Origin of the sequence: Vibrio sp. B4-6, assembly GCF_963888245.1 — a bacterium.
Taxonomy (GTDB): domain Bacteria; phylum Pseudomonadota; class Gammaproteobacteria; order Enterobacterales; family Vibrionaceae; genus Vibrio; species Vibrio anguillarum.
The window spans coordinates 314806-341179 of record NZ_CAWPIM010000044.1 but is presented as its reverse complement, the minus strand read 5'-3'; the positions used below and the strand labels follow the sequence as shown (position 1 = coordinate 341179).

Sequence of the window (26374 nt, the reverse complement as noted above, 5' to 3'; positions counted from 1 at the left end):
CTCACTGCTTTGTAAGTTGCTGGGTGCCAACTGGTGCCTTCGTGAAGGCTTGAGCCTAGTGCGGTGAAAGTTGCACGCTGGGTTCTTAGAGGGGCGACACTTGGTAACAGGTGTCGTCTACTCGACATCAACAACCCAGTACTAACCTCGCTAACTTAGATGCAAAAAAATGAATTGTAGAAGTCAATAGAGCTAGTAATGGGTGTGTCGCCATGCACATCCTTAGCGATGGTCTATCCAACATATGAGTACAAAAAAAGCGAGCACCAAACTCGCTTTTATCTATTTGATTTTAAATGTAATTATAGCAACTCAACCGACTGTTGAGCGATCACGAATTCTTCGTTAGTTGGTACCACAAGCGCTACTGCATTTAGCATGTCTGATTTTGCGATAATGCCAGCATTACCGAATCGAGCTTGCTCGTTGCCTTGCTCATCTTCCACAAAACCAAGAATTTTCAGGTTGCGTAGAATTTCACGACGAATAGGCAATGCATTTTCGCCAATGCCACCGGTGAAAATAATACCGTCGAGCGAATCAAGCGCTGCAAGGTATGACGCGATGTATTTCGCCACACGGTAGGTGAAGACTTGGAAGGCCAATGTAGCGCCTTCATGACCTTGCTCCATGGCTTCTAGAATGCCACGTGCATCGCTGGTTAAACCAGAAACACCCAAGAAACCAGAGGCTTTGTTCAATGAATTAAACACTTGTTCTTGTGTCCACCCCTTCTTCAATAGAAATTCAATGATGCCGGGGTCAAGGTCACCACAGCGAGTGCCCATCATCAAACCGGAAAGCGGTGTAAAACCCATACTGGTATCGACACTCTGGCCATCTTTAATTGCGCACACTGACGCACCATTACCAAGGTGAACAGAAATAAAGCTGCTTTCTTCAACTGGCTTGTTGATCATTTTTGCCGCTTCACGGCTCACAAAATAATGGCTGGTTCCGTGGAAACCATAGCGGCGAATACCAAACTCAGTGTATAGCTCTTTTGCAATCGCACCTGTGAAGGCTTTTGCTGGCATGGTTTGGTGGAAAGCGGTATCAAAAACAGCAAACTGCGGTAACTCAGGAAACGCTAGCATTGCCGCGCGCATACCAATCGCGTGTGCTTTATTATGTAACGGTGCTAAATCACTAAGCGCTTCAACTTCGTTGACAATTTTTTCGTCTAACTTAACGGTCTTAGTAAACTTCTCGCCACCATGTACTACGCGGTGCCCAATCGCAACGACGTCATCAATCAAGCCGTAGCTTTTCACAAGCTCAACCAGTTTTGCAACCGCCAACAGGTGGTGATTCGCTTCACCTTGAATCGCACAATTGGCTTTTTCTCCGTTAAACTTCCAGCTCATACGGGCATCATCAAGCCCAAAGCATTCACCTAGACCACTCAGTACGGCATCCCCCGTATTTGAATCAATCACCGCAAACTTCAGTGATGAGCTGCCAGAGTTAATAACCAAAACAAACGAGTTCGACATGGGGTAAGTTTCCTGTTTTAGACTAAGTGTTGAAGTATACAACTTCTTGGTTTACGTGACCCTCATTATTCAATAATTTTTTAATCTTTCAACTTTGTTTTAGTTTCAGCATCATGCCAAACGATTTTTTCTTGATCTGAGGCAAGTTATTATTTCTTTTGAAGTGAGAAATATATCAATATTTAAGTCCATCCTGTAGCGCGCAGTAAACGTCTGCGCTTCCACCATTTTGCGTTGGCAACATTAGGCAGTAAAAAGGGGGCTTACGGTGAATCGAAAGCGTTCTGTTCAGTACTCGTAACGTTACGCACACCGGCAGTTAAACCGCATCAATGGGTGTAATACATACAAATACGCTTGCTTTCTATTTCTAATACGTTGAACGGCGTTTCATAGATATCGCTCAAAACCGACGATTGAATCACCTCTTGTACTGTGCCAGTTGCTACTACTTGGCCTCGTTTCAGCGCAATGATGGAATCGGAGTAACAGGATGCAAAATTGATGTCGTGAATCACCACGACCACCGCTTTATTCAACTCATGTGCTAAACGCTGAATAGTGGCCATGATCTGCAATGAGTGTTTGATATCGAGGTTGTTCAATGGTTCATCGAGAAAGATGTAATCGGTATCTTGGGCGATCACCATGGCAATAAAGGCCAGCTGGCGTTGGCCGCCACTCAGTTCGTCGAGGTATTTATCTTCTATCGCTTTAAGATCAAGATATTCGATCGATTGCTCAATCATCGCATGATCGTTGGCCGTTAATTTACCTTGCGAATAAGGAAAACGGCCAAAAGCCACCAGCTCTTTCACGGTAAAACGCATGGTCAGAGTATTGGCTTGACGCAGAACTGATAGCTTTTTAGCCAACGCTTTAGTATCCCACTCAACCAGCTCTTTGCTTTCAATCCAAACTTTACCGCTATCACGGCTAACCAAACGGCTGGCCATCGACAGTAAGGTACTTTTCCCTGCGCCATTAGGGCCAATAATTGAAGTGACCTTGCCTTTTTCAAACTGCGCACAGGCCTTATCCACAACGGCTTGTTGGCCAAACACTTTAGTCAGTTTATCTAGCTGAATCATATGAAATTAAACCATTTTATTACGTAAAAGGAGGGAGAGAAAATAGAGGCCTCCGATGAAATTGATCACCACACTCAGCGTTGTTTCAAACTGGAATACTTTTTCAACCACCCATTGACCAGAAAGCAATGCACACACCGCCATCGCGGAACAACCAATCAATAAGGTTCGGTGTTGGTATGAACGAAACCACTCACGCGTTAAGTTGGTGACCAATAAGCCAAAGAACATCACGGGCCCAACTAAAGCTGTAGAAATAGCAATTAATACCGCACTAAGCATCAACACATGGTGCGTCACTCGGCGTACATCCACCCCTAAACTGACCGCGTTATCGTTATCCAACCATAAAACATCCAACACGCGATGCAGGCGAAACAGGCCAAAGCAAACCAGCAGTAGTAATGGTGTTACCCAATACACAAGTTCCACTTTCACGTTGTTGAAGCTCGCAAACATATTGGACTGTACCGATGAAAAATCATTCGGATCCATCAGCATGATCAAAAAGGAGGAAATGCTGGAAAACAGTTGCCCCAGAATGACTCCTAATAGCAACAACACCATTAAGTTGCTCTGCTGCTTACGAAAATAAAAAGCGAACAACAAACTAGAAAACAGCAACATGGCGGCAACGGACAACGAAAAATTGAGATAAGCATTAAGCGCGTAGCTACTTAGGCCACCAAAAAGAGTCACCACTAACACCTGCACAAACAGGTAGAGTGAATCAAACCCCATGATGCTGGGCGTTAAAATTCGGTTGTGGGTAATGGTTTGAAACGCTAGAGAGGACTGCGCAATGGCAATACCCGCTAACACCATCGCCAATACTTTGGGTACACGACGAGAAAGAAAATAGTGATAGTTGCCGGCGTTCAATCCAACACCAATAAATAACCCAGCAAAAAGCAGAGAAGCCAAAACCAGTAACCACAGTTTGGTATGATCACGCAAAGTGATGCTCGCACATAGAGACTTACCCATGGCGTTGGCCTCGCAACAGCAACACAATAAATACACTGCCACCGAGAATACTGATGATCATCGAAATCGGCACTTCATAGGGGAAAATAATCAAACGGCCGCCCAAATCGCATAGCAGTACCAATAACGCACCGAAAATGGCCGTACGAGGGATATTTTTGCGTAAGTTGTCGCCGTAATAGTGGCTGACTAAATTAGGCACAATCAACCCTAAAAAAGGCAGTTGACCGACAATCATCACAACCGTCGCAGACATCACCGACACCAAACAAACGCCAATCACCAGCACTTGTTGATAGTTAAGCCCTAAGTTCACAGCAAAATCTTTACCCATGCCGACCGCCGAAATTCGCGCCGCATACAAATAGCTAAAGAGGGCAACCGGAATCGCAATATAGAGCAGTTCGAAATCTCCTTTCAGCAAATTGGCAAAATTGGCTACCGTCCAGCTAGAAAGGTTTTGTATCGCATCGTATTTGTAAGCGATGAAGGAGGCGGCGGATTCCACCACATTACCAAAAATAATGCCGATCAAAGGGACAAAAATGGCATTTTTAAACTGCACGCGCTGAATCAGTTGGACAAACAGCAAAGTGCCCGCAATCGAAACCGAGAAAATAAGCCACAAGCTTTCACCGTGACCAAAAAAGACTAAGCTCAACACATAGCCCAGCATGGCGCATTCAATGGTACCGGAGGTAGAAGGCGCGGCAAATCGGTTTTGGCTGATTTGCTGCATAATAAGACCCGCGATACTGAGCCCTGCCCCGGCTAAAACAATCGCTAACAAGCGTGGCAAACGACTGGTAAAGAGCAGTTGCCAAGCATGGGCATCCCCTTGCAGTAATGCCATTAGTGATAGATTGCCTACCCCCACAAACAGTGAAGATAGGCTGACTACCAACAAAGCAAGCAATAACTTTTTCAAAGCTAACCTCAGCTTGTTTGTGGCAAATTAGTGAATGTGTACAGCATTTCTAACGTCGCTGATCATCTGCTCTGTGGCAGTCACACCAGAAATGGATAGGTACCAAGCATTAAGGTCTAAAAACGCCATACTTTTATTTTTGTAGGCCGCAGTCGCTTTGATCAGGTCATTCTCAAACTCTTGGCGAGTGTGGCTTTGCCCTTTGTTGACCAACGTATCACGATCAATGATCAATAAGGTTTTAGGATCATGTTCGCGAATAAATTCATAAGAGATCAGATCGCCATGACGTGTCGCTTTGATGCTATCGACGGTCGTTTTGAATCCAAAATCTTTATACACCGCAGAGAAACGTGATTCAGGCCCGAAAGCGGTAATGTTACCGCCAGAGCTCATCACTGTGAGCGCATCGATTTGGTTGTTCTGATTAAAGCTACGAAGTGCTTGAAACTGCTTATCTAAATCTTCAATTTTGGCTTCCACTTGATCTTCAATCGCAAAGACTTTGCCTAGATTACGCCACTGCTGTTGTGTACTCTGCCAGTAGCCTTGGCTTGCATCGGCTGCAAAAACGATAGTTGGTGCAATTTTAGATAGCTCGTCATAACTGGTTGCGGCGCGCGGCCCAATCACAATCACATCCGGTTTTTGCATATAAATGGTTTCGAAATCAGGCTCAAATAAAGAACCGGCAGGTGCGTATGTATCGCTGTTGTACTTCGCTAAATAATTTGGCAGTTCAGTCACTTTCGATACCGCGACAGGTTCAATACCAAAGCGATCTAACGTATCTAACGCACCTAAACCAATGACAACTACACGTTGCGGATTTTGCTCGATCGTCGTGGTACCGAGTTGATGATCCACAGAAACGGTTTTAGCACTGAGAGTAAAAGAGGTAAGCAAGCCAAGTGCTGCCAAACTAAACAACGATTTCATATAGGTTCCCATTCAAAATAACTGCGACAGATTTTGATAAGCATTCGCATTAAGTTCGGGTAATATAATCGTTGATCTTCGTTCAAGCAACCCTATTCACATCAAAATCAGCCATAATGATCAGAAGCAGCAAGAATGATGAAAAAGCGAGCGCTAATAAGAGATTCGCGCTCGCTTTCTAGGGGGAGAGAAATGTTATGGACGTGTCGGGTTAATCGTCAAAGGCTCAAAAGTGGCCACTGCGTTACCACTCGCTCCAGGATGATCAACATAGCTGGTGTCTTGCATCAAGGTGTAAAAGACATCGACATAATCGTCGTCGTTGACCAGTAAACCATCGGGAATCGCATCAATGATCTTGCCCGTGATTTGCGGAATAATCGCATACGCCTGCACTTCTGGATCAGGGATAAGCTTCAGCACTTCTTCCGCTACTTTGACGAGTAATTTAGCCAGCTCCTTATAATCGGTACCATCATCTTGCTCCATCAAGATAAGATCGGCTGCGCCCCAACGGTAACGAGACCATTGGATCATCACTTGATTTGGGAAGTAATCTTGCTTGTCGTAATCCAAATAAGGCATTTCAACTAAGTCAATGGTCGGCTCATCTCGGCTTGGATTGATGCCTGTAACAATCGCATAAATTTCAGCCGCTCCAGAGATCCACGGTTCTTTGTCATCCGCTAAACGAATTTTTTTCAGTACTGTGGTGGAAATAGGCTCAGCGCTATTATCGCTGCTGCGGGCCATCGCTTGCGCGGCGACGCTACCACTTTCTACTGTGGTCAATGTGGTCGATTGACCCAATGCGTTCATCTGTGCACGCATTGCTTGTAAGCCTGCGCGCAATTCCACTTCGCTATTACTATCAACCACGAAAACGGGTACATCTGGCATTTGATATACGTCCAGTTGATGCACCTGTCCGTACACATCAAACGCTTCAATATATTGCCAAGACGCATCATTACCTTTGGGCTCAAAAGCAAACAACGGGCTTTGTCCTTCTTGCCACTCTTTAATCATCGACGCATCGGCAATACGCAGTTGCAGCAACTGCTCAGTAAAATCCTCAATGCCTTTCATTGAACGAATTTGCGCGTCTGCTACAACCATCTGTTGACTAAAATCAGAATCAGGCTGCTCTTCAAACAAAGTGGAAACAGAAATGGATAGGTTTTGCGCGCTGATTTCAGTTTTAAGTGTGGTTTCAAGCTCGGCGTAACTTTCACTCAGTTGCAGTGCTAACGCTCTTTTTTGCTGTGCAATCGCATCAGCATTAGATTGGCTGGTGCTACTGGTTGTCGCTTCTTCTGAGTTGCACCCCATAATAGTGGCCACAAGCAGTAATGAAACGGGTGTTATATATCTCATAATGAACCCTTAATATTTTTAATTACAACATAGAGTAATAACTCTACATAAAAACACAATATCACCGAATGCTATTCTTTCAAGAAATAAATAGAGTGTTAATTTATATTCTTCCCACAAGATCAAATTATTATTAAGTAAAGATTAAATTACATAATGTTAATATAGCTATTACTTTTCTGGCTAATTATATGATTTTAATAAAAAGAAGTGCTTTTACACTTCTTTTTATTCATTAATTATTCATAAGTTGCATAGAGCTCGACTTGGCTATTGGCTTGCTGTGCATTAAGCATGAAATGGACATAGCCCGCTTGTGTTACTGGCAATTCAATATACTCATAGCTATCAGCGCGTTTAGACGCTTGGTCAAAATGAGTCAATGTAGGCCAGTGCTCGCTTTCTGCATAAAGATCAACATTGTGGGCTGCCATCTTATCAATAGGCTGGAGCCAAACTTTGACAGTGCTCATTCCCTCTGGTACATAAATCGCTGCATAGCGAGTTTGATGAATACCCAACGTCATTGGCTGACGATTTTCGAGAACAACAGGTGCTAAATCATCACTAGGCTTTTGCGTATTATCGGTAATGGCGTAACTTACTTTCGTATTTAATTCAACACGCTGGTAAGCTTCTCTACCCGTAATACTAAAATAATAGCGACCCGGTAAAACGGTACCATTGGCTTGTTTTTCTAGTGCAATTGTTTCATTACTATGCAGTTCAAAATTTGTTATTTGATAATCATAATAATGCGCAATTTTTTCATAACTTAAATAAAGATCGGCGTCACCATCACCGCTAATATTAATCGACAATTCACTGATATTATCTGGAACATCAATATAATAGAGTTGTTCACTGTACTGCTCACCCGACAAGGTAACACTCTGCCCTAACGCTAAATGATTCATCGTGTCTTCTGGTTGAATTGGCGGCACAGTCGGATCTTCTGGATTACCACTGTCCGTTGTCAAAGTGTCTAACCAAGTTGAAAATTCGCTGTCTAGGCTTTTTCCGATCCGTTTCACTTGCTCAGCCCATGCTTTGAAATCGCCACTACGTGATAGCGCTAGCAGTTGATCCACTTCATTGGGATGGTTTTCCAGCATAAAACGAACCGCTAAATAGCCCCAGCGATAAATTTGATTGGTGTCATTTTGATAAGTAGTGGCTAGCACTTGCGTGAGGCTCAGTTTTTTCTCAGCAATTAAGTCTACCGCCGCTTGGTAGCCTTTTTTATAGTGCATGTATTCAGCGAAGCCTTCCAACCACCACACGATATGGCCTTCACTTAAATTGAGAGAAAACGAACCGTATTGATTGTAGCGTCCGTCCAAATAATGCACATATTCATGCTCTAAATTGAGAATAGACAACGCCTCATCCTGCGCATATCGGTAAGCGACAAAGCGCGCTGTGTTGTTGGCATCAGCCGGGTTGCCTTCAAGGTATTGCCCGCCGTTGTTGGTAGTATTGCCAAACAAGAAGTTGGAATAACTGACATAACTTTCGTTGCTATCAAATACCACCACTTCCACTTGTTGATTAAGATCATCGGCCACGGGCGTGAAACCGGTATTCACGACGGTATGGAAGTCGGCTTCTTTCTCATTCAAAATGCCACACGCTTGCTCTGCTTGCTGAGGTGTTAAGCCTTGCGAGCGGATAATAGCAGGCCCATCACATTGATGGCGATTTGGCATGATACGCTGTTCAAGTTGCTGCTTAGCTTGCGTTAAATTAAGCGCTTCCAATGTCTCTGGCGCGTAGTAAGAAAGCATTTCAACCGCAGCAATCCAGAGTTTATCGCTACGTCCACCCAGCGGGTAACGTTCCAATACTTTTTCTAAAATCGCAATGACTCGAGTTTTGGTGTTTGGGTAAGGGCTAACCAGTAAGCGCCCCGTTTCACGCACCGCATTGTACAAAATGAAATCGGCATCGGTTCCTAACGCCCAATCATGCTCAGTGGCAAAACGATACAGTGTCTCCAAATATTCTGGATGGGCTTCAATGTCTTGATAAAAATCATCACGCGAAGCATGGCCGCTCATGGATCGAAATAAGTTATTTAAACCATCAACAAACTGTACATCTTGCGCCGTTTGTGGGTTAAAGGCGTCCAATAGCACGATGAAATTCGCCATCGTTGAAGGTAGGCGTTTCACGTTATCGACCATTAACGTTAAGCTCGACATGGCCGCCACTTGTTCACGACCTAAGCTCAAACTGTAAGGCGATAACATAAACTGGTTAATCGTATCCGCAATCGCATTACTCAATTGGTCCGAATAATCACCAAACTCTTGCTTTACACCATAGCGCACATAATAAGCGGCACGGATAAACTCCCCCAAATTAGCAATAGATTTGGCTTGCGCTTCCGTTCCTTGATATTGCGAAACCTCTAACGCCAGCGCTCGGTTAATGCTGTCTATACTATTTTCACTGTATAGACCCAAGATGGCTTTACTATCGGTATAAAACCACGAGTTATAACAGGCTGGTTGTGCATTTTTAATCGCTAAAATTGGCTCTTGTGCTTGGGTGATATCATTAAACTGGCAGGCATCTAATGCATAAGAAAAAGACGGTAATCCTGCTAACGATAATGCCAATAGCAAAGCATTAGGTTTGGGACGAGGGGAATGAATAGATGGAACAGGAGCAATAAGCATAATAACGACTCTCTATAGATCATAGAAATGAATGAGTCGCGATTTATATCAGAATCACATCAACAAAATGAAACTTGATGCACAGAAACCAGGATCTTACTTCAAAAAAGAATTGCTCTCATGAGAGAGCAATCGATTAACCAATAGAACTTATATATCAATACATTACTAATTGTTTTCCACCACTAACTAAGTGATCGGATACACAGTACATTGAGCGCCAATCACATGAGTAATGGTTTGCGGCTCAATCATTTGCCAACCACTTTCACTGTCAAGGGGTTCTGACGCAACCACTATATTATCGCCTTCGCTTTTACTAAACACGGTCGGCGGATTACCATCAGAGCTATAACGCACTAACCAAAAATCTTGCCCATCAGAGATACAAATCGAAGCTTTAAAAGGTGTGACTATCTGTTTCTCCGCCAAAGCCTGCGCAATTTGACCAATCGTGATCGTAATGGCTTGTACTGGCTGACTGCGTAACCCATTACTCATCATCAATAAAAAAATCAATTCACTATCCGTTGTCCCAACACGCTTGACGTATAGCGATTCCGGTAGCTGCCGTTCTAAGGCGAATTTCACTTTTTCAAACTCACCAATTTGCCCGTTATGTAAAAACATCCAGTGATCCAAAATAAACGGATGACAGTTAGAACGGGAAACCTGCGTTCCGGTGGACGAACGCACATGTGCCATAAAACGGTGAGAACGAATGTGATGCGTTAAGGATCGCAGGTTTTCATCTCCCCAAGCGGGTAAGACTTCATGAAACTGCCCGGGTGTAGTGCGTTCGGTATACCAACCCAGCCCAAACCCATCAGCGTTGACACGGGTGACCGCTTTACGCGCTTCTAAACTTTGGTGCACGAGAGAGTGTTCCGGTTGATAAACCAGTTGATCGAGGTAGATAGGAGTTCCTTGGTAGGCGAGCCAGCGGCACATAATGCAAACATTCCAAAATAATCAGTCACTGATTTCAATAAAGCACGTTTGCTCAATGGCTGCAAGGTGTCCAGGCAACGATACCTTTGCCACTTGGCTCATCAACGCCACAAGTTAATGACTCTTAAATGCAGGCTTAAATGATGAATTATTTATTGAACTAAGATCATCTTTTAGCAAAGTTCATATTATTAAAAATACTAAACCTATTATTAGTCATTGTTGGTTTTGACCCAACATTTACTTTCGATTGAATTCTAACCTATCACTTTATTTATCTAAAGAATTTCATCTTCATCACTAAGAATAAAATACAAATCCATCAATTATTAATTCTAAATTTAAGAATAAAGAACCGACATATTTATCAATTAAAAACAAACCAAATGTTAACTAGTTATGTTTAAAATATGATGTTATTTCAAAACAACAATTATTTACACTTGCTATGCGTATGACTGATATATAGATTGTTACGAATAATTCACACATTATATGGATATACTGTGAAACATTTAATTTATTTTTTATTAATTAGTTACTCATCAATTAGCCTTGCTCAATCTTCAGTTGATGATGAACGGTTGCTCGCCTCATTAATCGAACGAGGTGTGATATGTGAAGGGCTGACATCAGAACAGCAACAACAAGCACTTGCCCTTTATCTACAAAGAAAACACCACAAAGAAAAGTCTCTAAATTCGACAACTCATCAAGAAGAAGCGTGTATTTCTCCGCCGAAGAGCGACTAAATCACCCGTTCAATCTTCACTGAATAACACTCAGAAAACTTGCCTAGATAAGAATATACCAGCCACTCATTGCGTCCATGAATTCTATTTTATGGCGATGAAAGCCATTTATTCTCTATAGCGCTCAGTCATATGGAAATCAGTTCAGTGAAATTGTTAATACCATAAATACAGAAAGAAAAATAAGGAAAGCAGATGAAACACATAAGGAAAACCTTGCTTGCGTCAGCAATGGTAACACTATTTAACGTCAGTGCTTATGCGCACACCCCGATTGATTTAGGGGTAGTCAATGAAGATAAACTCATTGAAATGTTAGTGCGTAACGGTGTTGTGGATGGCAATGCTACCGATGCAATCAAGCGCGATGCCTTGGATCGTTATTTAGAGCAAAAAATCAAATCGGGCTTCCACGGTGATGCGCAATTTGGTAAGCAAGCTCTTGAGCAACGCGCACGGGTATTAAAGACCATTGAAAAACAAAAAGGCCACCAAAAAGCCAGCGTTTTTGCTCTCGATATCAGCACCAAACGCACCGATAAGGTATTAGCGCTTTTAATTGATTTTCCCGATTTACCTTGGAACGATAACCGCCTGACCAAAGAGCATACTGAAATGCTCTATGCCAGCTACAATCCACCTCACTATCAAGATCTGCTTTTTTCCGATGCGGGCTATGCAGGCCCTAATGGAGAAAATTTCATCTCGATGCGTCAGTATTATGAAAGCGAGTCTGGGCAAAGCTACAGTGTGGCCGGGCAAGCCGCAGGTTGGTATCGCGCGTCTAAAAACGCCGCGTTTTACGGGGGCAACTCTGCAACAACAGACAAAGATATGAATGCGCAAGAGTTGGTGCGCGAAGCACTGAACCAACTGGCGCAAGACCCTAGTATTAATCTGGCCGATTACGATATTGAAGATCGTTACGATTACAATGGTAATGGCAACTTCCGCGAACCGGACGGCGTAATCGATCACTTGATGGTGTTCCATGCATCCGTTGGTGAAGAAGCCGGCGGCGGTGTGCTTGGACCTGACGCCATATGGTCCCACCGTTATAATCTCGGCCAACCTTATGTCCTTCAAGGCACAAAAAGTACGCTTCCAGATCGCTTTAACGGCCAATATGCCGCCTTTGATTACACCATGCAACCGATTGATGCGGCCGCTGGGGTTTGCGCACACGAGTATGGCCACGATTTAGGTTTGCCTGACGAATACGATACCCAATACACAGGTAAAGGTGAGCCAGTTTCTTATTGGTCCATCATGTCTTCTGGCAGTTGGGCCGGAAAAATTGGCGGAACACAACCGACGGCATTCAGCTCTTGGTCTAAACAGTTCTTACAAAAAGCAGTCGGTGGTCGTTGGATCAATGACGATCAAATTTCGATTGCAGAGTTAGAGAAAAATCCTCGCGTATTTACCCTATTCCAAACCACTGACAATGCTCGACCAAATATGGTGAAGATTGATTTACCACTGAAACGTGTTGATGGAGTGAAGCCTTATCAAGGTTCGTCCGCTTTTTATTCAAACCGAGGCGATGATCTGAAAAATAGCATGTCTCGTAAGCTTTCTATCCCTACAGGTGAACAAGCTACGCTGAATTTTAAAGCATGGTATCAGATTGAAAAAGACTACGACTTTGCACGCGTACTGATCAATGGTAAAGCGATTGCAGGTAACATCACCACCATGGATGACCCGTACAATACAGGGCTTGTACCTGCTATTGCTGGTCAGTCGGATGGCTGGGTTGATGCGATATTTGACGTCTCCCAGTGGGCAGGCCAAGAAGTGACACTCAGCTTTGACTATGTCACTGATGGCGGCTTAGCCATGGAAGGTCTTTACCTTGATAACCTACAGTTAGAGGTCGACGGGCAGCAAACCCTTATTGATGATGCCGAAGGAACATCCACCTTCGCCTTTAAAGGTTACACCACCAACAATGGCTTCCATGAAGCGCCACACTATTATTTACTGCAATGGCGTAGCCACAATGACGTCGACCAAGGCTTAGCCAATATCAAACGCATGGGCCAGTTGATGACTTTCGAACCCGGCCTACTGGTTTGGTATGTGGATGAATCTTACACGGATAACTGGGTAGGTAACCACCCAGGTGAAGGTTGGTTAGGTGTCGTCGATGCGGATCAAAACGCATTGGTTTGGTCAAAAACCGGTGAGGCCGCACAAACGCGCTTCCAAGTGCGAGATGCAACCTTCTCATTGCAAGATCAAACACCTCTACGTTTAGTCGCTGCCGATGGTGATGTGCTCGAAGACACAAGCTTAATCGGTAATGGTAATTTCTCTGATGGCGCGGATTACAGCTCACCATTAGTACCAGATGCTGGGCGTAAGTTAACGGAATTTGGCTTGATGATCGACATCCTCAACCAAGGCCAAGACAATGAGTACGGCGTAATTCGCTTATCAAAAGTCAGCGAACAAAACCAAGCTCCTGTCGCCAACTTTGAGCTTAAAACCGACGGTTTATCTGTCAGTGCTCTCAACTACAGCCATGATGAAGATGGCGAGCTAGTCAGTTACGCATGGGATTTTGGTAACGGCCAAATGAGCAGCGAAATGGCGCCAAGCTGGAGCTACACCAAAGCAGGGCAATACACAGTAAGCCTAACCGTAACGGATGATAAAGGCGCAACCAACACCACTACGCGTACAACACAGGTTGAAGTGCCTAACGCATTACCGCAAGCCAGTGCTAAGTACATCCACCTTGGACGCTGGGTAACGATGTGGTCAACCAGCAGCGATAGCGATGGGCGTATTGTCGATACGGAATGGACCCTGCCGAATGGAAAAATAAAACGTGGCAAACTCTTCACCGCCATTTTCCCAAGCTCTGGAAAACATGAAGTGAAAATTAAAGTGATGGATGACAAAGGTGCAACAGTGACTAACACCATTGTGGTGAATTTGTAACCACCTATTCTATTTTCTCTTAGAGAACTTGAGCGCGACTTCGGTCGCGCTCTTCTTTATTGGATAAACAGAATTAAAGCGATTGATCACGTAACCTTTCCAACGCCTCGACGCGTTTGAGTTGTTTGACCTCAAACGTTTGGGTACGCAGTTGCGTAATTTGCTGATTTTTTTCATCTTGGCTCAAACGCGTATTTTCAAGCACCGCCGAACGCTGTTGTAGATAGTTTTCGAGATGCTGAGAAAACTGCTCTCGTTGTTCACTAAGCTGCGTTAACCGCTGTGCTCCTTGTTCGCCAACCAACTCGTTCCAAGCTAAGTATTGCTCTTGCGTGGACAAATGGCGACTCGCGTTGAGTGCTGGCAGTAGTTGTACATTGCGTTCACTGCGCTGAATGTATTCTGGCTGCTGCGCTAATAACGTTTGCCACTGCAACTGCTCATCATATGAATCGACTGCTTGAGCTTTAATGCGCAGCTTTTCTAATGCTAAATTTCGCAACGCATTCTCTTCAGCAAACAGCATACTTTGCTGATCAACGTTAAAAAATTGACTTTGTATTTTCAGTAACTGCTGATTGATCTCAGCTAAGGTAGCAAGATCGAGATTGGCGATGGAAGCATTAGCCTCTAACTCAGCTAATGCTTGTTTGTATTGGATAAACTGTTCAAAAAGCATTGGATCGATCACCACGCCCTCATCCTGCTCAGCATGCTGGGCAATGCGCAGCTCAACCTCAGGTAATGAACTCTCTCCTAATGTAGAGATAAAATAGTGAATTAAATCAAGACTCGATGCGCTGTCTATCTCCGTATCTTGTTGAGATGACGTTTGTAACGCGCTCTGTGGTGATACTGGCTTTTGCAGAAAAAGCACCGCACCGATGCTCCCCAAGATGATCACGATAAAACCAAATAGTGCGGGCTTTTTCATAGCCAATCCTTATAAAGTTTGATGTTACAAAACTTGAAGTTATAAACCTCGAAACTATAGACCTCGAGGTTATAAACCTTGAAGCTTCAATCGATTAGCGTGCTGGCGATACAAGGTAACGGGGTCAGTTTCAAAAAGGTGGTGTATCCCAAGCAAGCCGTTGATTTCATCTAAGTGGTTCATTTGGTAATCATCGCGGATCACCTTACCCAAGTGAGTACTGCATACGCCGACTAAACCATCATTAGGGCCATTAAAGACAAGCCCAGTCAACATCATCGCAGCATCAGTTGGGTCAAGGAGGTTGGTAAAGGTCGAAGATCCTGTCCACGAATAGTAATAAACACCATTGTCAGCCAGTAATTCACCATCACCACATTCACTGCTTGGAACGCCTTCTGGGTAGTGTTGATTAAACGCTAGCGAACCTTGGGTAGTTAAAGCTTCTAAGGAGGCTAAAGGATCTTGATCCAGGTTACTTCCCCCAGAAAGAAGGCCAACCAAACCCGCCAATCCTTGCGCCATTTTGACGGCAATCGCTTCAGAAATGGAGCCCTCTTTGATGTGCCCACGCACTAAATCTGCCACGATTGAGCCTTTATTCACGCCACCAATGCTAGTCACAGACGCCACAAGATCGGGCCGAACTGATGCAACATAGCGAGCCGTTGGTCCGCCATGACTATGGCCAATCAAGTTAACTTTTTGAGCGCCCGTGGCAGCTAAAAGCGACTCCACTTGTTGCAATAGTTGTTCACCTCTTAGCTCAGAGCTGTTGGTTGCAGAGACTTGAGCCACGTAGACCTCTGCACCATCTTTCGTCAGTGATTGCGGAATGCCGTAGAAATAATCGACTCCGGCCAGCGTATCAAAACCAAATAAGCCATGAACTAACACAATAGGGTACTGGGTTTGGGTATAGCCTGTCTTACTTAACGCCACCGTGCTGGTTGCCGCCAGCGCCGTGGTACTCAGCAGACAAAAAACAGCAATAATAATCGTTCTTTTCAAAGTAAATTCCTTTTTATTGTAGTGTCTGGTTTAGGCACGGCATACATCTAGCCTACCGTTACCACACCAGAGATTAGACCTCTGAGGAGCACCCTAACTTTAGAAGAAAAGCACTTTATTTCATGTCGGCTTACCAGCTTCGTGAATGAACTAAAAAAAACAACAGATAAAATTAACATCGCATTAACAAAAAGAGCACTCACGTTTTAGCTAATTAAGCCAAAAGCATGAGCGCTCTTTACTACTCAATCATGAACTGATTGCGCTATTTTATAATAAATTGAATACCATCGGCTAACCAACCTTCAGACCAAACCTTGACTTGCCGAATTGCCGATCCGGCTGGCAGCTCAAACACTTCATCGTGGGTACTGATTGCGTAGTCTTTTGACCCCACTACTTTGGTTGAACCATCATCAAGCTTAAAAGTCATACGGAGTAAATGGCTGCCACCGTACTTGAACTCACCGGAAGTAACGGTTATTTGCGTAACGCGTTTCAGATCAATTTCAGTCAAACTACCACTTTCACCGCCTTGCATCGCATTGGCTTGCGTACCAATTGCATCAATCGCAGCACCATGGCGAATATACAGTGTCCCCGATTGACCAACATCTTGTAAGGCCAATGAACCCGATGTAAACCCAAATACGGCCGATTCACTATCTGAATGAAATACGTTGGTGTAAGCGGTAATGGTGCGCACACTTACCTGATCATTGCCATCAGCATACAAACCTAACTCACCGCTGGTTTTATCATGACCAAGTAACTCATGAGAGAAAACATTACTCAGCTTATCGCTGTTTTCTATCCATTCCCAACGCTGACTTAAACTCGAACTACAGGTTTGTAATTGACCCAGTGATTGTCCATCCAAACATTGATGGATGTCGTTTGCACTCACATAGCGACCTAACTGATCATAAATAAAAGATTGTGAGTTTTTGGTTTCATCACAGCTTGAGGCAGAGAGCGCGCCATTATCAGCCACATCAACGCAACGATTATTAAAGCTGCCCAATTGCAAATTCACTGGACGACCGCCCGTGAATACTGGGTGCTCCCAATCGACAGTAAAGCTAGCACTTTTGCTCACTCTGCGGCGCGTCGTATTTTCAAAACCATGGTAGGACTGATGCGCACCTACAACATAATAATGCTTATAAGCACCGTTATAAATGGGACGAATATTGACCGAAGAATCAATGGTAAATTCCGTTGTCCCTGTTGCATTAGGAGCGGCTTTATAGATCACATCCATTTTGGGTACGAAGCTCGCGTAACCAATCGGGTTAATGCGGTTGGTATCCACAGGATAAGTATTGACCCACAGCGCATCCGTAGAGCGATTCATCATCGATTCGGCAGTCGCGTATTGGCTACGATTCCATTTAAAGCTGACGTTTTGTGCATTATTGGTGCTACGTTCAACACGATAATCGTGCGTTTTAAAGGTTAACCAACGGCTTTGGTTGTAGCTGGCATTGGCTTCTAGCTTGCCTTTAGGTCCATCAGCACTAACCTCTACACCACCACTCACTCCTAGCTGGAAGCCGGATACCTCTTTGACTTCATACTCCGCATTGAGGTTTTCTCTCGGGAACGTTTTTAAGATCTGCGCTTTGTTGTTCGAAGAGTTAAATACAAATTGGTAGTCTTGAGCGATGGCATCAGTCGACCAGTCTCGGAAATAAGCATCTAATGTCACGTAATCAGCACCTGATTGACGATAATCAAGACGGTCATTGAGATGGATCCCCGCACCCGTTGTATCATCATCTAAGCTGATGCGAACAATTTTCGCGTCCGGTGTCGCAGAGCCAATGGTGCCATATTGTAATGAACGCTCTAAATTAACTCTATAGATCAAAGAGATATTCGGGTTATCGCAAAACACTCGCGTACCTCGATCCCAAAGATGTGAGTTATTAAACGTACATTCATTATCAGTAATAGGCCGATTGACATTCAAATAAAACGCGACGTGTGGCAAAGAGTTCGTTTCCGAACCACTATTTGACACCATACTGGCCGTACTACGGCGCTGACGAGAATGGGCAATTGGGGCGGCTTCCAGTAGACGAATGTTGGCATCATTCTCGTCATCTAACGGTGTGAACAACAATTCTCCTTTGTGTTCACTGATGATCAAAAAGTCACTGGCAAACGCTAAGCCCAGTTTTTTCCTGAGCAATGCTTTCGCCTCTGTCTTTTGCGACTCACCTTCAATCGTACTGAAATCGACAAAATAGCGCATATGTTGGTTCAGTACATCGTCACGCATCTGCATTAGTGTCGGGGGCTCAACCTCTCCTTGTAACCAATAGCTCGCATTGAAGTAATTGATTTGGCTGTCATCCTGAAGCTCACTGAACATTTCAATGGCCAAACCTTGCGGCTGATTCACGTCAGCTTGAGCGGTGTTCCATACCAAACCTGACATAATGGCAATAGCGCTAAGTGCTTTTCTTCTGTTTATTAACATATAAACCTCGTAAGCATTTTATTGTTATCACGGTATTTAAAAGAAAATAAATACCCATTTTTATTTTTTCAGGCCACAAAATAAAAGGGTATTGGTTTTTTGGAACCTTTGTGGCGAATTATTAATAGATCTTAAAATAACAAACACAAAGAGAAATGATTTTTAATGTGGCTTAAAATCACAATAAAACTGTTTGATTTTTACACACATTGACTGGCTCTAATTTTATTGATATTTTTATTAAGTCACTAAGATTTAACATTAGGATAAATTAATAAAGTAAAACCTTATTGTTATTTATCTAAATTAGGATTTATAAAAACCCCTTCGTATTTTCTTCACTGACAGTTCATTGTTTGATCTTAATACCAAATAATGTTCAACATAGTCGTTTATTGATTGACGCTTAACACCATAAATCCAAAATAGGTCTGACCAGTTTGTTAATTTCACTTTTGCACTTATTCTTTATTAGATACGTGCCTAAACCAATAAGAAAAAAATATGAAACTAATGACGTTATTGATGACCGCAATATTGCCACTCTCCATGGCGATTGCAGAAAATACGGATACCACCTCAGAACCAGTTACCGCTTATGGCGTAATGAATACGCAAAATAAGCAAACCTACACTTATGTACGCTGTTGGTATCGGCCCGCTGGCAATCATGATGACCCAGCAACAGATTGGGAGTGGGCATTGGATGAACAAGGAAATGACTACACCATTAGTGGTTACTGGTGGTCGTCTGTGCGCTTTAAAAATATGTTTTATACCGACACCTCACAATATGAAATAAAACAGCGTTGTGAAGAGACGCTCGGCGTCAGTCACGATTCTGCAGATATTACTTATTTCGCAGCAGACAATAGGTTCTCATACAATCATTCGATCTGGACTAACGATAAACAAAATGCCAAACCCGTCATTAATAAAATGGTGACCATAGGTGACAGCCTTTCGGATACAGGAAATATATTCAATGCGTCACAATGGAAATTTCCCAATCCTAACTCTTGGTTTTTAGGACACTTTTCCAATGGTTTGGTGTGGACAGAGTATTTAGCAAAAATGCACAATTTGCCTGTATATAACTGGGCGATTGGCGGTGCCGCAGGGCGTAATCAATATATCGCGCTGACGGGTGTGAATGATCAAGTCCGCTCTTATCTAAATTACATGACAATGGCCAAAAACTACCAGCCAGAAAATACGCTCTTTACCCTTGAATTTGGCTTGAATGACTTTATGAATTACAACCGTGAAGTATATGAAGTCAAAGCAGATTTTAGCAGCGCGATGATTCGTCTTGTGGATTCAGGGGCCAAAAATATTATTCTACTCACCCTACCCGATGCAACCAAAGCCCCGCAATTTAAATATTCAACAGCAGAAGAGATAGCGAAAGTCAGCGCTAAGATCACCACCTTCAATGCGTTTATTCAGCAACAAGCACTGTATTATCAGATGCAAGGGGTAAATATCATCCTGTTTGATGCCCATAGCTTGTTTGAAAACCTCACAGCCAATCCACAGCAATACGGCTTTGAAAATGCGACCGATGCATGCCTCAACATCAATCGCAATTCAGCTTTAGATTACTTATACCGTCATAGCTTAACCAATGATTGCGCTTACCATAGCTCTGACAAATACGTATTTTGGGGCGTCACGCACCCTACCACGGCCATCCATCAATTGATTGCCAACGAAATCAGTAAAAACTCTCTCGCGTCATTTCAATTTGAATAAGCACGTCTGACCCTGAAGACAGCACGCAAGTGCTGTCTCTAAACCCAAATAGGCATCGCGGTAGCGGCTTTCACTTGACGCATGGCGAGGTGGGTATGCATATCTTTTACATTGTTGAGCCGCTGTAACTGACGCGTAAATGCTTCGTACCCTGATAAATTGGCACTAACGACTTCCAGCAAGTAATCATACGCACCTGAAACCACATGGCAGCTGATCACCTCCTCCATCTCTTTGATTGCCTCTTCAAAACTATCAATGGAAGCGGCTTGATGATTATTCAGGCTAACTTCAACAAAAACCGTCATACCAACTCCGACAGCTTGCCGGCTTAAGCGAGCTTGATAGCCATCAATGATCCCGCTCTCCTCTAATCGTTTCAAGCGTCTTGCGCAGGGAGAAGGTGATAATCCAACCTTTTCTGCAAGCTCTGCGGTGCTTAAGCGTCCCTCTGTTTGTAATAAGGTCAACATGCGGCGGTCTATTCTATCCATTACTCGATCCTTGATGAAATCCACTAACATTTTGCTAATTTATAGCGGATAAGTGCTAAACCATCTAGCAATAAGGGTGAACTTGCCGGATAAAAGTAAGCCGAACCATAGATAATGGTGAGAAACCATCCATTGATGTGAATGAAATTATGATTTATGGCTACCTCGCGATAGGCACCACACTGTTATTATGGTCCGGCTTTTTCCTCTCTTTAAAGGCAGGGGCGAGCGGCCTATTAACCCCTGCGGATATTGCATTAACGCGCTTTTTACTGCCCGCTTTGTTGCTCTCTCCATTGGTTTGGAGAACTCGACATCAATTGCAAAATGTACCTATACGTTACTTAATTGGTCTATTTATTGGCTGTGGATTGCCCTATTTACTAATGACAAGCCATGCGATGCACTACGTTCCGGTTTCTGATGGTAGCGCGCTTGTTCCGGGCGTGCTGCCGCTGTTTGTCTCGGGTATCGCGGTGTTGCTGTTTAAACAGCCGTTAAGTCGCCATCGAATAGCTGGGCTGACTTTAGTGGTGGCAGGGGTTGGTATTTTCCTCTATTCAAGTGCCACTGATTTTGAGTCAAACCGTTTGACCGGGCATTTGATGTTTTTAACCGGCAGCCTGATGTGGGCGATGTTTACAATTTGTGCGCGGGTAGCAAATTTGCATGCGCTCGTCAGCGCGGGATGGGTTGCTTTACTTTCTACTATTTTATTGGCCGTTCTAATCGCTTTAGGCATCGTCGATAGCTACTTAGCCACACACTCTTTTGCACACTGGCCGTGGAAAGAACTGGCGGGACACACACTGCTGCAAGGTGTCGGGGCGGGGCTCATTGCAGCATTTACCTATTTATATGCAGTTTCAACACTCGGCGCAGAACGCTCCGCGGCCTTTGGCTCTGCAACACCAGTCGTGGCAACCTTGTTGGCGATTCCCGTTTTTGGTGAGATGCCAACGCCTTTGACTTGGATCGGATTAGGGTTGATAAGCTTAGGTAGCTTGGTTGCCAGTAATGTTTTAATGAAACACGATCATTCGCAATATTACCGGCCCCCTACGCATCAAAAACGAAGCGCTAAGCGCTCATATCAGCGATAGCAAATCTCTGCCCAACGAGCCAAACCAGCAGTCACTGAACCAAAGTAGTTACCGCTGACAACGGGTACGTGGGGAAGTTGCTGCTCTACCGCTTGGCGTAATATTGGAGAACGAGCAGATCCGCCCGTCATAAAGATAACATCCGGCTTTACGCCACCTTGTTCAACCGCTTCTTTGACCAATTCCACCATTTTCGCTTTAGGGGATTCAATGGCGTCGATCATTTGCTCACGCTCAATTTGCACTTCGATCTGCTCAGAAAGAAGATCGAGCACCACCTGACATTGCGTAAGATCAGATAGAGCAATTTTTGCCTCTTCTGCACGGCGTACAATTTGATAGCCGAGCGTTTCAAAATAGACTTTCAGCAAACGCGCCAACTTTTCTGGTTGCTGCGCCTCTTTGTGTAGCAATTTCAATGCTGCCAAGTTTTGCTGAGCATAGAAGTCACGTTGCGCTTCCACGTTGTTAATTGCAATCGGGTTCCAAAACTGCGTGATCGGCATATCAATGCCAGAAATGGCTTTACTTCCTAATCCAAAAGAAGACATCAACTGTTTGAAAGCAATATAGATATCAAGATCATTGCCTCCGACCCGTTGGCCACTATGCGCAAGCAAACTCGCGGTGCGGTCGTCACGCCCTCGCCAACTCGGCCCCATTTTTAGCAATGAACAGTCGGTGGTTCCACCACCGATATCAACCACCAGTACGGTTTGATCTTGCACCAGAGTCGCTTCATATTCTAAACCCGCCGCAACGGGTTCAAACTGAAAACTGATGTGCTGAAAACCGGCGCGTTTCGCCGCACGTTGTAAAATAGATTCCGCTTGTCGATTGGCCTCTTCACCACCTCGGCCATGAAAGTTAATAGGACGACCAATCACAGTATCTTGGATGGTGCGCTGAAGGTGCTGCTCTGCATTATGCTTAATATTGACCATCATGGCGCACACCAAGTCTTCGAAAAAACTGACCTGCACATCACGTAAACCTGCCGCGCCTAGAAATGATTTAGGGGATTTAACGTAATAAATATCGCGCGGATCCTGCAGATAGAGATCGAGCGCCGCTTGGCCAAAGGCAATGTCTTGCGCGGCAAGTTCAATACTCTCTTCTCTATTCACATTGATCGCGCGGCGAAGTACTTGCTCACCAATTTTATCGCTTGGCGTAATATTGTGATGACGGAACAGATGCTCAGAAATGGACTCTCGCGTCGGGGCGCATATTGTCGAAGGAATGTAGTGGCTTTTACCTTCTATGGGTAACAATGTTGGCTGCCCATCTTGCATCATCGCGACAGAACAGTTCGCCGTTCCATAGTCAAAACCAATAAACATCGCTACCTCCTAGCATCAGAAAAAGGCCGGCGATCCTACCTTATGATTTTCACAAATACTATCCCCAAACTACTTGGAATGTCTGGCGAGAAAAGACATGGATTGGTTTACACAAGCCAAGAGACGAAAAAAGACAGCAGCAGACAGCCCACATAAGCCATTTTAATCGCCTTGATATGTCGATAGTGGATAAGACAAGGTGACAAGATAAACAACGGGATCAGGACAAAAATGGGGTTCATACTGAATAGCCAGCTTAACAATACAACAGAAAGTGCATAGTAGAAGAGCCACGAATTTGGAACCGACAACTTTTTGCCAAGTCCCACTATAAATAATAATGCAGCAAGTAAAGGTAACATCATTAATCACACCTTTATGATATTAATTCTCATTTACATCAAATATTAGTCACTGTTCAGCGCAAAAGCAATAGAAAAACTAAGTACATTATCAGGCACCAAGAGCCATACTCAACACAGGCATTGGAACCGTCTTTCATTTCTCTTTAACCACCCGAATAATGATTAGTTTTTCTAATTCAAATCATAGATTTTTATCTTGCTCAACTTCACACTTTTAGATTGATAAAAGCGCCTAGCCTCACTAATATCTCGCGCTGAAAGAGCGATACTTTTAACGCTGGCCATTAGTTTCATTATTCATATTAATTATATTTCGTAGTTGCACCATTGTGCAGGAGATAGACCATGTCCGCATCGTTTCCGTTAGTGAAACTCACATTTTTAATTGCGATTTTGACCGCTGTCGGCCAAATGACACAAACGATGTACGTCCCTTCCATTGGCCATATGGCGGGAGAATTTTTAGTTTCTCCTGCATCACTGCAGGCGGTCATGGCATGTTATTTAATCCCTTATGGACTATCACAATTTGTCTATGGTCCATTGTCAGACCGTCTAGGACGCAAACCGATTATTATCGCTGGGTTGCTGATTTATATTGCAGGATCGCTACTCGCATTATTTGCTCACCAATACGATTGGTTTTTGGTCGGTAGTTTTATTCAAGGGCTTGGCATTGGGTGTGGTGGCGCAATGTCTCGAACCCTTACTCGAGACTGTTTCTCAGGAGCAGAATTGCATAAGGCCAATAGCCTTATCAGCATGTGCGTTATTTTTTCGCCACTCATTGCTCCTGTTCTTGGTGGGTACTTAACAGAAAGTTTTGGCTGGCGCTCTAGTTACTTATTTTTATCCCTATTCGCGATTGCCGTGGTGATCACTATGATGACGAGTATGGTAGAAACATTGCCTAAAGCGGCTCGCAGACACGAATCGGTTGCAAACAGCTATCGCTATGTGCTGAGTGACAAACGTTTCCAAGGGTATTTAATTTGTCTCGTGGCGACTTTCTCTGGCGTCGCGGTGTTTGAAGCCGCTGCAGGTGTATTACTTGGTGGCGTTTTGCAACTGCCTGCCACCACCGTCAGCTTATTGTTTGTCTTACCGATCCCTGGTTATTTAGTTGGTGCGACGCTATCGAGTGTTATTGCGTTGAACTTCAACGAAAAAAGCGCCTTGTATGTGGGCTTGGTAGCGATAGCATTAGGTTCATTGGTGGTGTTTGTTCCTGGAGTGTTGGGGCAAACCAGCGCATTGACCCTAATTGGTGGTGCCACTGTCTATTTTCTCGGTGCAGGCATTCTCTTTCCCGCAGCGACCACTGGAGCGTTAACACCACTGCCTTACCATGCAGGAACAGGAGGTGCTGTGTTAGGCGGTATGCAAAACCTTGGGGCTGGTTTAGCTACCCTTTTAGCGTCGGCTATTCCAGCTCATGACCAGATGCCACTTGGCGCATTGATGCTGTTGATGTCTGTGTTTGCTGTGGTTGGTTTGATTCGTGTTTACAGTAAACATGATCCATCAAATGAAATGCCATTGGCTGTTTAATAAACTGTAATGAAGAAAAAGCAGACAGGTCACCGCCTCTCTGCTTTTTTATTTTAGACGTAATGCTGAATTCGACAATTCAATACAGTCCCATCAAAGTCAGTCAATCTTCATCCATCCTTCCGGCACGCTTAACCCCCAACGGGACATTTCTCCCTGATGGTAAATAGCACGCCCTTGTTGGCCGATTTGGATAGGAATGCGGCTTGCGTCTTCATTATTATTTAAAATGCGTAACACCGTTTTGCCCGCCATTTCGCCTTGATCACGACCCGCTAACACAACACCCCCAGCCGCTTTGCCCGCACCGATCGAAAAATCCCAAAAACCAAATAAAGGAACCTCTGTATGTTGGTTTGTCCACGTTAATACAGTATCCGCTGGCACATTTTTTTCGCTCTCATCGACCAAGGTTTGGTAAAGCCCCACGACTATGGCGCCAAATCCTTGCTCTTTAGCTGTGCTTATTCTTGTCTGCCATTCTTTCTCTGTCGCCACTGAAGCTATCTCTGTCGCAATGCCTAAATTCTTTTCAATCATACTCGCTTGGGTTTGCATAAATTCCAACGCAATACTCGCCGTACTACCCGAGTCAAATAACACCAGTACTTTACGCTTATCTTTATCGAGCATCCGGCCAATTTCTCCCATGGTTTTCACATAGAGAGGGCGCTCTAAAATACCGGTCACTTTGGCTTGCCCTTGGTATTGAGCCATGAATTTTCATGGGTTTGAATTAATCCCCAGAAACACGATTGAGATTGGCTCGTTGTAGAGTTTCGGCAGCATATAAACCAACGCATTGTCGTCACCTAAAACCACCACCTGTGGTTTCAGTTGCTGATATTGGCTAAAGGCTTGTTCGGCGATTTGTGAATAACGGCTCGCTGGTACACGTTTGGTGTCCATCTCAAAGGTATGCAGTTCATGCACAGGCGTTAACGACTGCTTAAGGGCGGATACATAGCTAGCGTCCCATTCATAACCTTGCTCGTAGCTCTCTATTAAAAGTACGTTTCCCGCCATCACGGGCGCACTTATCACACACAATATCCATATCCATATCCATACCCAACGCATGAACTGCCGCCAATGACTCGACTATTTTTTAAGTGTAGTCAATAAGATGTCATTCACACTTCCCATGTGGCATCTATACTCAAATTATCACTC

At 44.1% G+C, this 26374-nt stretch carries 19 protein-coding genes and 1 pseudogene; 5 read left to right on the top strand and 15 right to left on the bottom strand.

Annotated features, from left to right (window positions below; all coding sequences use genetic code 11):
• Nucleotides 1–302: 302 nt before the first annotated feature.
• The 8 genes from AACV20_RS12830 to AACV20_RS12795 all read right to left on the bottom strand — a co-directional run bounded on the left by AACV20_RS12830 (nucleotide 303) and on the right by AACV20_RS12795 (nucleotide 10453).
• A complete protein-coding gene (locus tag AACV20_RS12830) occupies nucleotides 303–1496 on the bottom strand; it encodes an acetate/propionate family kinase (RefSeq protein ID WP_026028907.1) in 1194 nt (397 codons plus the stop codon).
• Nucleotides 1497–1825: 329 nt separating this feature from the next.
• The gene (gene vctC, locus AACV20_RS12825) at nucleotides 1826–2587 is read right to left on the bottom strand and encodes an iron chelate ABC transporter ATP-binding protein VctC (RefSeq protein WP_013868453.1); all 762 of its coding nucleotides are present in this window, start codon (nucleotides 2585–2587) and stop codon (nucleotides 1826–1828) included.
• A gap of 6 nt (nucleotides 2588–2593) precedes the next feature.
• Nucleotides 2594–3544, bottom strand: a complete 951-nt coding sequence (vctG, locus tag AACV20_RS12820) for an iron chelate uptake ABC transporter permease subunit VctG (RefSeq protein ID WP_026028906.1) — start codon at nucleotides 3542–3544, stop codon at nucleotides 2594–2596.
• Nucleotides 3545–3566: 22 nt separating this feature from the next.
• The gene (gene vctD / locus AACV20_RS12815) at nucleotides 3567–4502 is read right to left on the bottom strand and encodes an iron chelate uptake ABC transporter permease subunit VctD (RefSeq protein WP_026027432.1); all 936 of its coding nucleotides are present in this window, start codon (nucleotides 4500–4502) and stop codon (nucleotides 3567–3569) included.
• A 27-nt stretch (nucleotides 4503–4529) separates the two neighbouring features.
• Nucleotides 4530–5441: a siderophore ABC transporter substrate-binding protein gene (locus AACV20_RS12810; protein WP_202599578.1), complete on the bottom strand. Its 912-nt coding sequence runs from the start codon at nucleotides 5439–5441 to the stop codon at nucleotides 4530–4532.
• Nucleotides 5442–5636: 195 nt separating this feature from the next.
• Nucleotides 5637–6818 carry a DUF3103 domain-containing protein gene (locus tag AACV20_RS12805; protein ID WP_017045107.1) on the bottom strand — a complete coding sequence of 394 codons (1182 nt, stop codon included), beginning with the start codon at nucleotides 6816–6818 and terminating at the stop codon, nucleotides 5637–5639.
• Between the two features lie 239 nt (nucleotides 6819–7057).
• A complete protein-coding gene (locus AACV20_RS12800; protein WP_170907412.1) occupies nucleotides 7058–9502 on the bottom strand; it encodes a M9 family metallopeptidase in 2445 nt (814 codons plus the stop codon).
• 189 nt (nucleotides 9503–9691) lie between these two features.
• On the bottom strand, nucleotides 9692–10453 hold the full coding sequence (locus AACV20_RS12795) for a class II glutamine amidotransferase (protein ID WP_170907411.1): 762 nt from the start codon (nucleotides 10451–10453) through the stop codon (nucleotides 9692–9694).
• A 506-nt stretch (nucleotides 10454–10959) separates the two neighbouring features.
• Between AACV20_RS12795 and AACV20_RS12790 the strand changes: the two genes are divergently transcribed.
• Together AACV20_RS12790 and AACV20_RS12785 are read left to right on the top strand one after the other, a co-directional pair.
• Nucleotides 10960–11205 carry a hypothetical protein gene (locus AACV20_RS12790; protein WP_017043657.1) on the top strand — a complete coding sequence of 82 codons (246 nt, stop codon included), beginning with the start codon at nucleotides 10960–10962 and terminating at the stop codon, nucleotides 11203–11205.
• A 195-nt stretch (nucleotides 11206–11400) separates the two neighbouring features.
• Entirely contained in the window at nucleotides 11401–14157 is a 2757-nt protein-coding gene (locus tag AACV20_RS12785) for an immune inhibitor A domain-containing protein (protein WP_170907410.1), read from the top strand.
• A 73-nt stretch (nucleotides 14158–14230) separates the two neighbouring features.
• Here the strand turns inward: AACV20_RS12785 and AACV20_RS12780 are convergent, their stop codons facing one another.
• The 3 genes from AACV20_RS12780 to AACV20_RS12770 all read right to left on the bottom strand — a co-directional run bounded on the left by AACV20_RS12780 (nucleotide 14231) and on the right by AACV20_RS12770 (nucleotide 18590).
• Nucleotides 14231–15091, bottom strand: a complete 861-nt coding sequence (locus tag AACV20_RS12780; protein WP_170907409.1) for a lipase secretion chaperone — start codon at nucleotides 15089–15091, stop codon at nucleotides 14231–14233.
• A gap of 69 nt (nucleotides 15092–15160) precedes the next feature.
• The gene (locus AACV20_RS12775) at nucleotides 15161–16102 is read right to left on the bottom strand and encodes a lipase family alpha/beta hydrolase (RefSeq protein WP_017049996.1); all 942 of its coding nucleotides are present in this window, start codon (nucleotides 16100–16102) and stop codon (nucleotides 15161–15163) included.
• A 265-nt stretch (nucleotides 16103–16367) separates the two neighbouring features.
• Nucleotides 16368–18590: a leukocidin family pore-forming toxin gene (locus AACV20_RS12770; RefSeq protein WP_017045101.1), complete on the bottom strand. Its 2223-nt coding sequence runs from the start codon at nucleotides 18588–18590 to the stop codon at nucleotides 16368–16370.
• A gap of 504 nt (nucleotides 18591–19094) precedes the next feature.
• Between AACV20_RS12770 and AACV20_RS12765 the strand changes: the two genes are divergently transcribed.
• Nucleotides 19095–20345 carry an SGNH/GDSL hydrolase family protein gene (locus AACV20_RS12765; RefSeq protein WP_019282665.1) on the top strand — a complete coding sequence of 417 codons (1251 nt, stop codon included), beginning with the start codon at nucleotides 19095–19097 and terminating at the stop codon, nucleotides 20343–20345.
• A gap of 38 nt (nucleotides 20346–20383) precedes the next feature.
• Here AACV20_RS12765 and AACV20_RS12760 read toward each other — a convergent pair whose 3' ends face one another.
• The gene (locus tag AACV20_RS12760) at nucleotides 20384–20839 is read right to left on the bottom strand and encodes an Lrp/AsnC family transcriptional regulator (protein ID WP_026027548.1); all 456 of its coding nucleotides are present in this window, start codon (nucleotides 20837–20839) and stop codon (nucleotides 20384–20386) included.
• A gap of 149 nt (nucleotides 20840–20988) precedes the next feature.
• Between AACV20_RS12760 and AACV20_RS12755 the strand changes: the two genes are divergently transcribed.
• A complete protein-coding gene (locus AACV20_RS12755) occupies nucleotides 20989–21942 on the top strand; it encodes a DMT family transporter (protein WP_026028600.1) in 954 nt (317 codons plus the stop codon).
• Here the strand turns inward: AACV20_RS12755 and yegD are convergent.
• The gene (gene yegD / locus AACV20_RS12750; RefSeq protein ID WP_017045097.1) at nucleotides 21933–23285 is read right to left on the bottom strand and encodes a molecular chaperone; all 1353 of its coding nucleotides are present in this window, start codon (nucleotides 23283–23285) and stop codon (nucleotides 21933–21935) included. The two genes, AACV20_RS12755 and yegD, sit on opposite strands and share 10 nt — an antisense overlap.
• A 107-nt stretch (nucleotides 23286–23392) precedes the next feature.
• Nucleotides 23393–23650, bottom strand: coding sequence for a hypothetical protein (locus AACV20_RS12745; protein WP_010317931.1), 258 nt, complete (start codon nucleotides 23648–23650; stop codon nucleotides 23393–23395).
• A gap of 345 nt (nucleotides 23651–23995) precedes the next feature.
• Between AACV20_RS12745 and emrD the strand changes: the two genes are divergently transcribed.
• Nucleotides 23996–25201, top strand: coding sequence for a multidrug efflux MFS transporter EmrD (gene emrD / locus AACV20_RS12740; RefSeq protein WP_170907408.1), 1206 nt, complete (start codon nucleotides 23996–23998; stop codon nucleotides 25199–25201).
• Between the two features lie 99 nt (nucleotides 25202–25300).
• Here the strand turns inward: emrD and AACV20_RS12735 are convergent.
• Nucleotides 25301–26281, bottom strand: a pseudogene (locus AACV20_RS12735) (ABC transporter substrate-binding protein).
• Nucleotides 26282–26374: the final 93 nt, after the last annotated feature.

Excerpts from the sequence above, each read along its gene's own strand:
- AACV20_RS12830 (WP_026028907.1), bottom strand. The coding sequence starts at position 1,496 with ATGTCGAACTCGTTTGTTTTGGTTATTAACTCTGGCAGCTCATCACTG.
- AACV20_RS12805 (WP_017045107.1), bottom strand. The coding sequence starts at position 6,818 with ATGAGATATATAACACCCGTTTCATTACTGCTTGTGGCCACTATTATG.
- AACV20_RS12785 (WP_170907410.1), top strand. The coding sequence starts at position 11,401 with ATGAAACACATAAGGAAAACCTTGCTTGCGTCAGCAATGGTAACACTA.
- AACV20_RS12810 (WP_202599578.1), bottom strand. The coding sequence starts at position 5,441 with ATGAAATCGTTGTTTAGTTTGGCAGCACTTGGCTTGCTTACCTCTTTT.
- AACV20_RS12770 (WP_017045101.1), bottom strand. The coding sequence starts at position 18,590 with ATGTTAATAAACAGAAGAAAAGCACTTAGCGCTATTGCCATTATGTCA.
- AACV20_RS12745 (WP_010317931.1), bottom strand. The coding sequence starts at position 23,650 with ATGATGTTACCTTTACTTGCTGCATTATTATTTATAGTGGGACTTGGC.
- emrD (WP_170907408.1), top strand. The coding sequence starts at position 23,996 with ATGTCCGCATCGTTTCCGTTAGTGAAACTCACATTTTTAATTGCGATT.
- yegD (WP_017045097.1), bottom strand. The coding sequence starts at position 23,285 with ATGTTTATTGGTTTTGACTATGGAACGGCGAACTGTTCTGTCGCGATG.
- AACV20_RS12795 (WP_170907411.1), bottom strand. The coding sequence starts at position 10,453 with ATGTGCCGCTGGCTCGCCTACCAAGGAACTCCTATCTACCTCGATCAA.
- AACV20_RS12780 (WP_170907409.1), bottom strand. The coding sequence starts at position 15,091 with ATGAAAAAGCCCGCACTATTTGGTTTTATCGTGATCATCTTGGGGAGC.
- AACV20_RS12755 (WP_026028600.1), top strand. The coding sequence starts at position 20,989 with ATGATTTATGGCTACCTCGCGATAGGCACCACACTGTTATTATGGTCC.
- AACV20_RS12760 (WP_026027548.1), bottom strand. The coding sequence starts at position 20,839 with ATGGATAGAATAGACCGCCGCATGTTGACCTTATTACAAACAGAGGGA.
- AACV20_RS12765 (WP_019282665.1), top strand. The coding sequence starts at position 19,095 with ATGAAACTAATGACGTTATTGATGACCGCAATATTGCCACTCTCCATG.
- AACV20_RS12800 (WP_170907412.1), bottom strand. The coding sequence starts at position 9,502 with ATGCTTATTGCTCCTGTTCCATCTATTCATTCCCCTCGTCCCAAACCT.
- vctC (WP_013868453.1), bottom strand. The coding sequence starts at position 2,587 with ATGATTCAGCTAGATAAACTGACTAAAGTGTTTGGCCAACAAGCCGTT.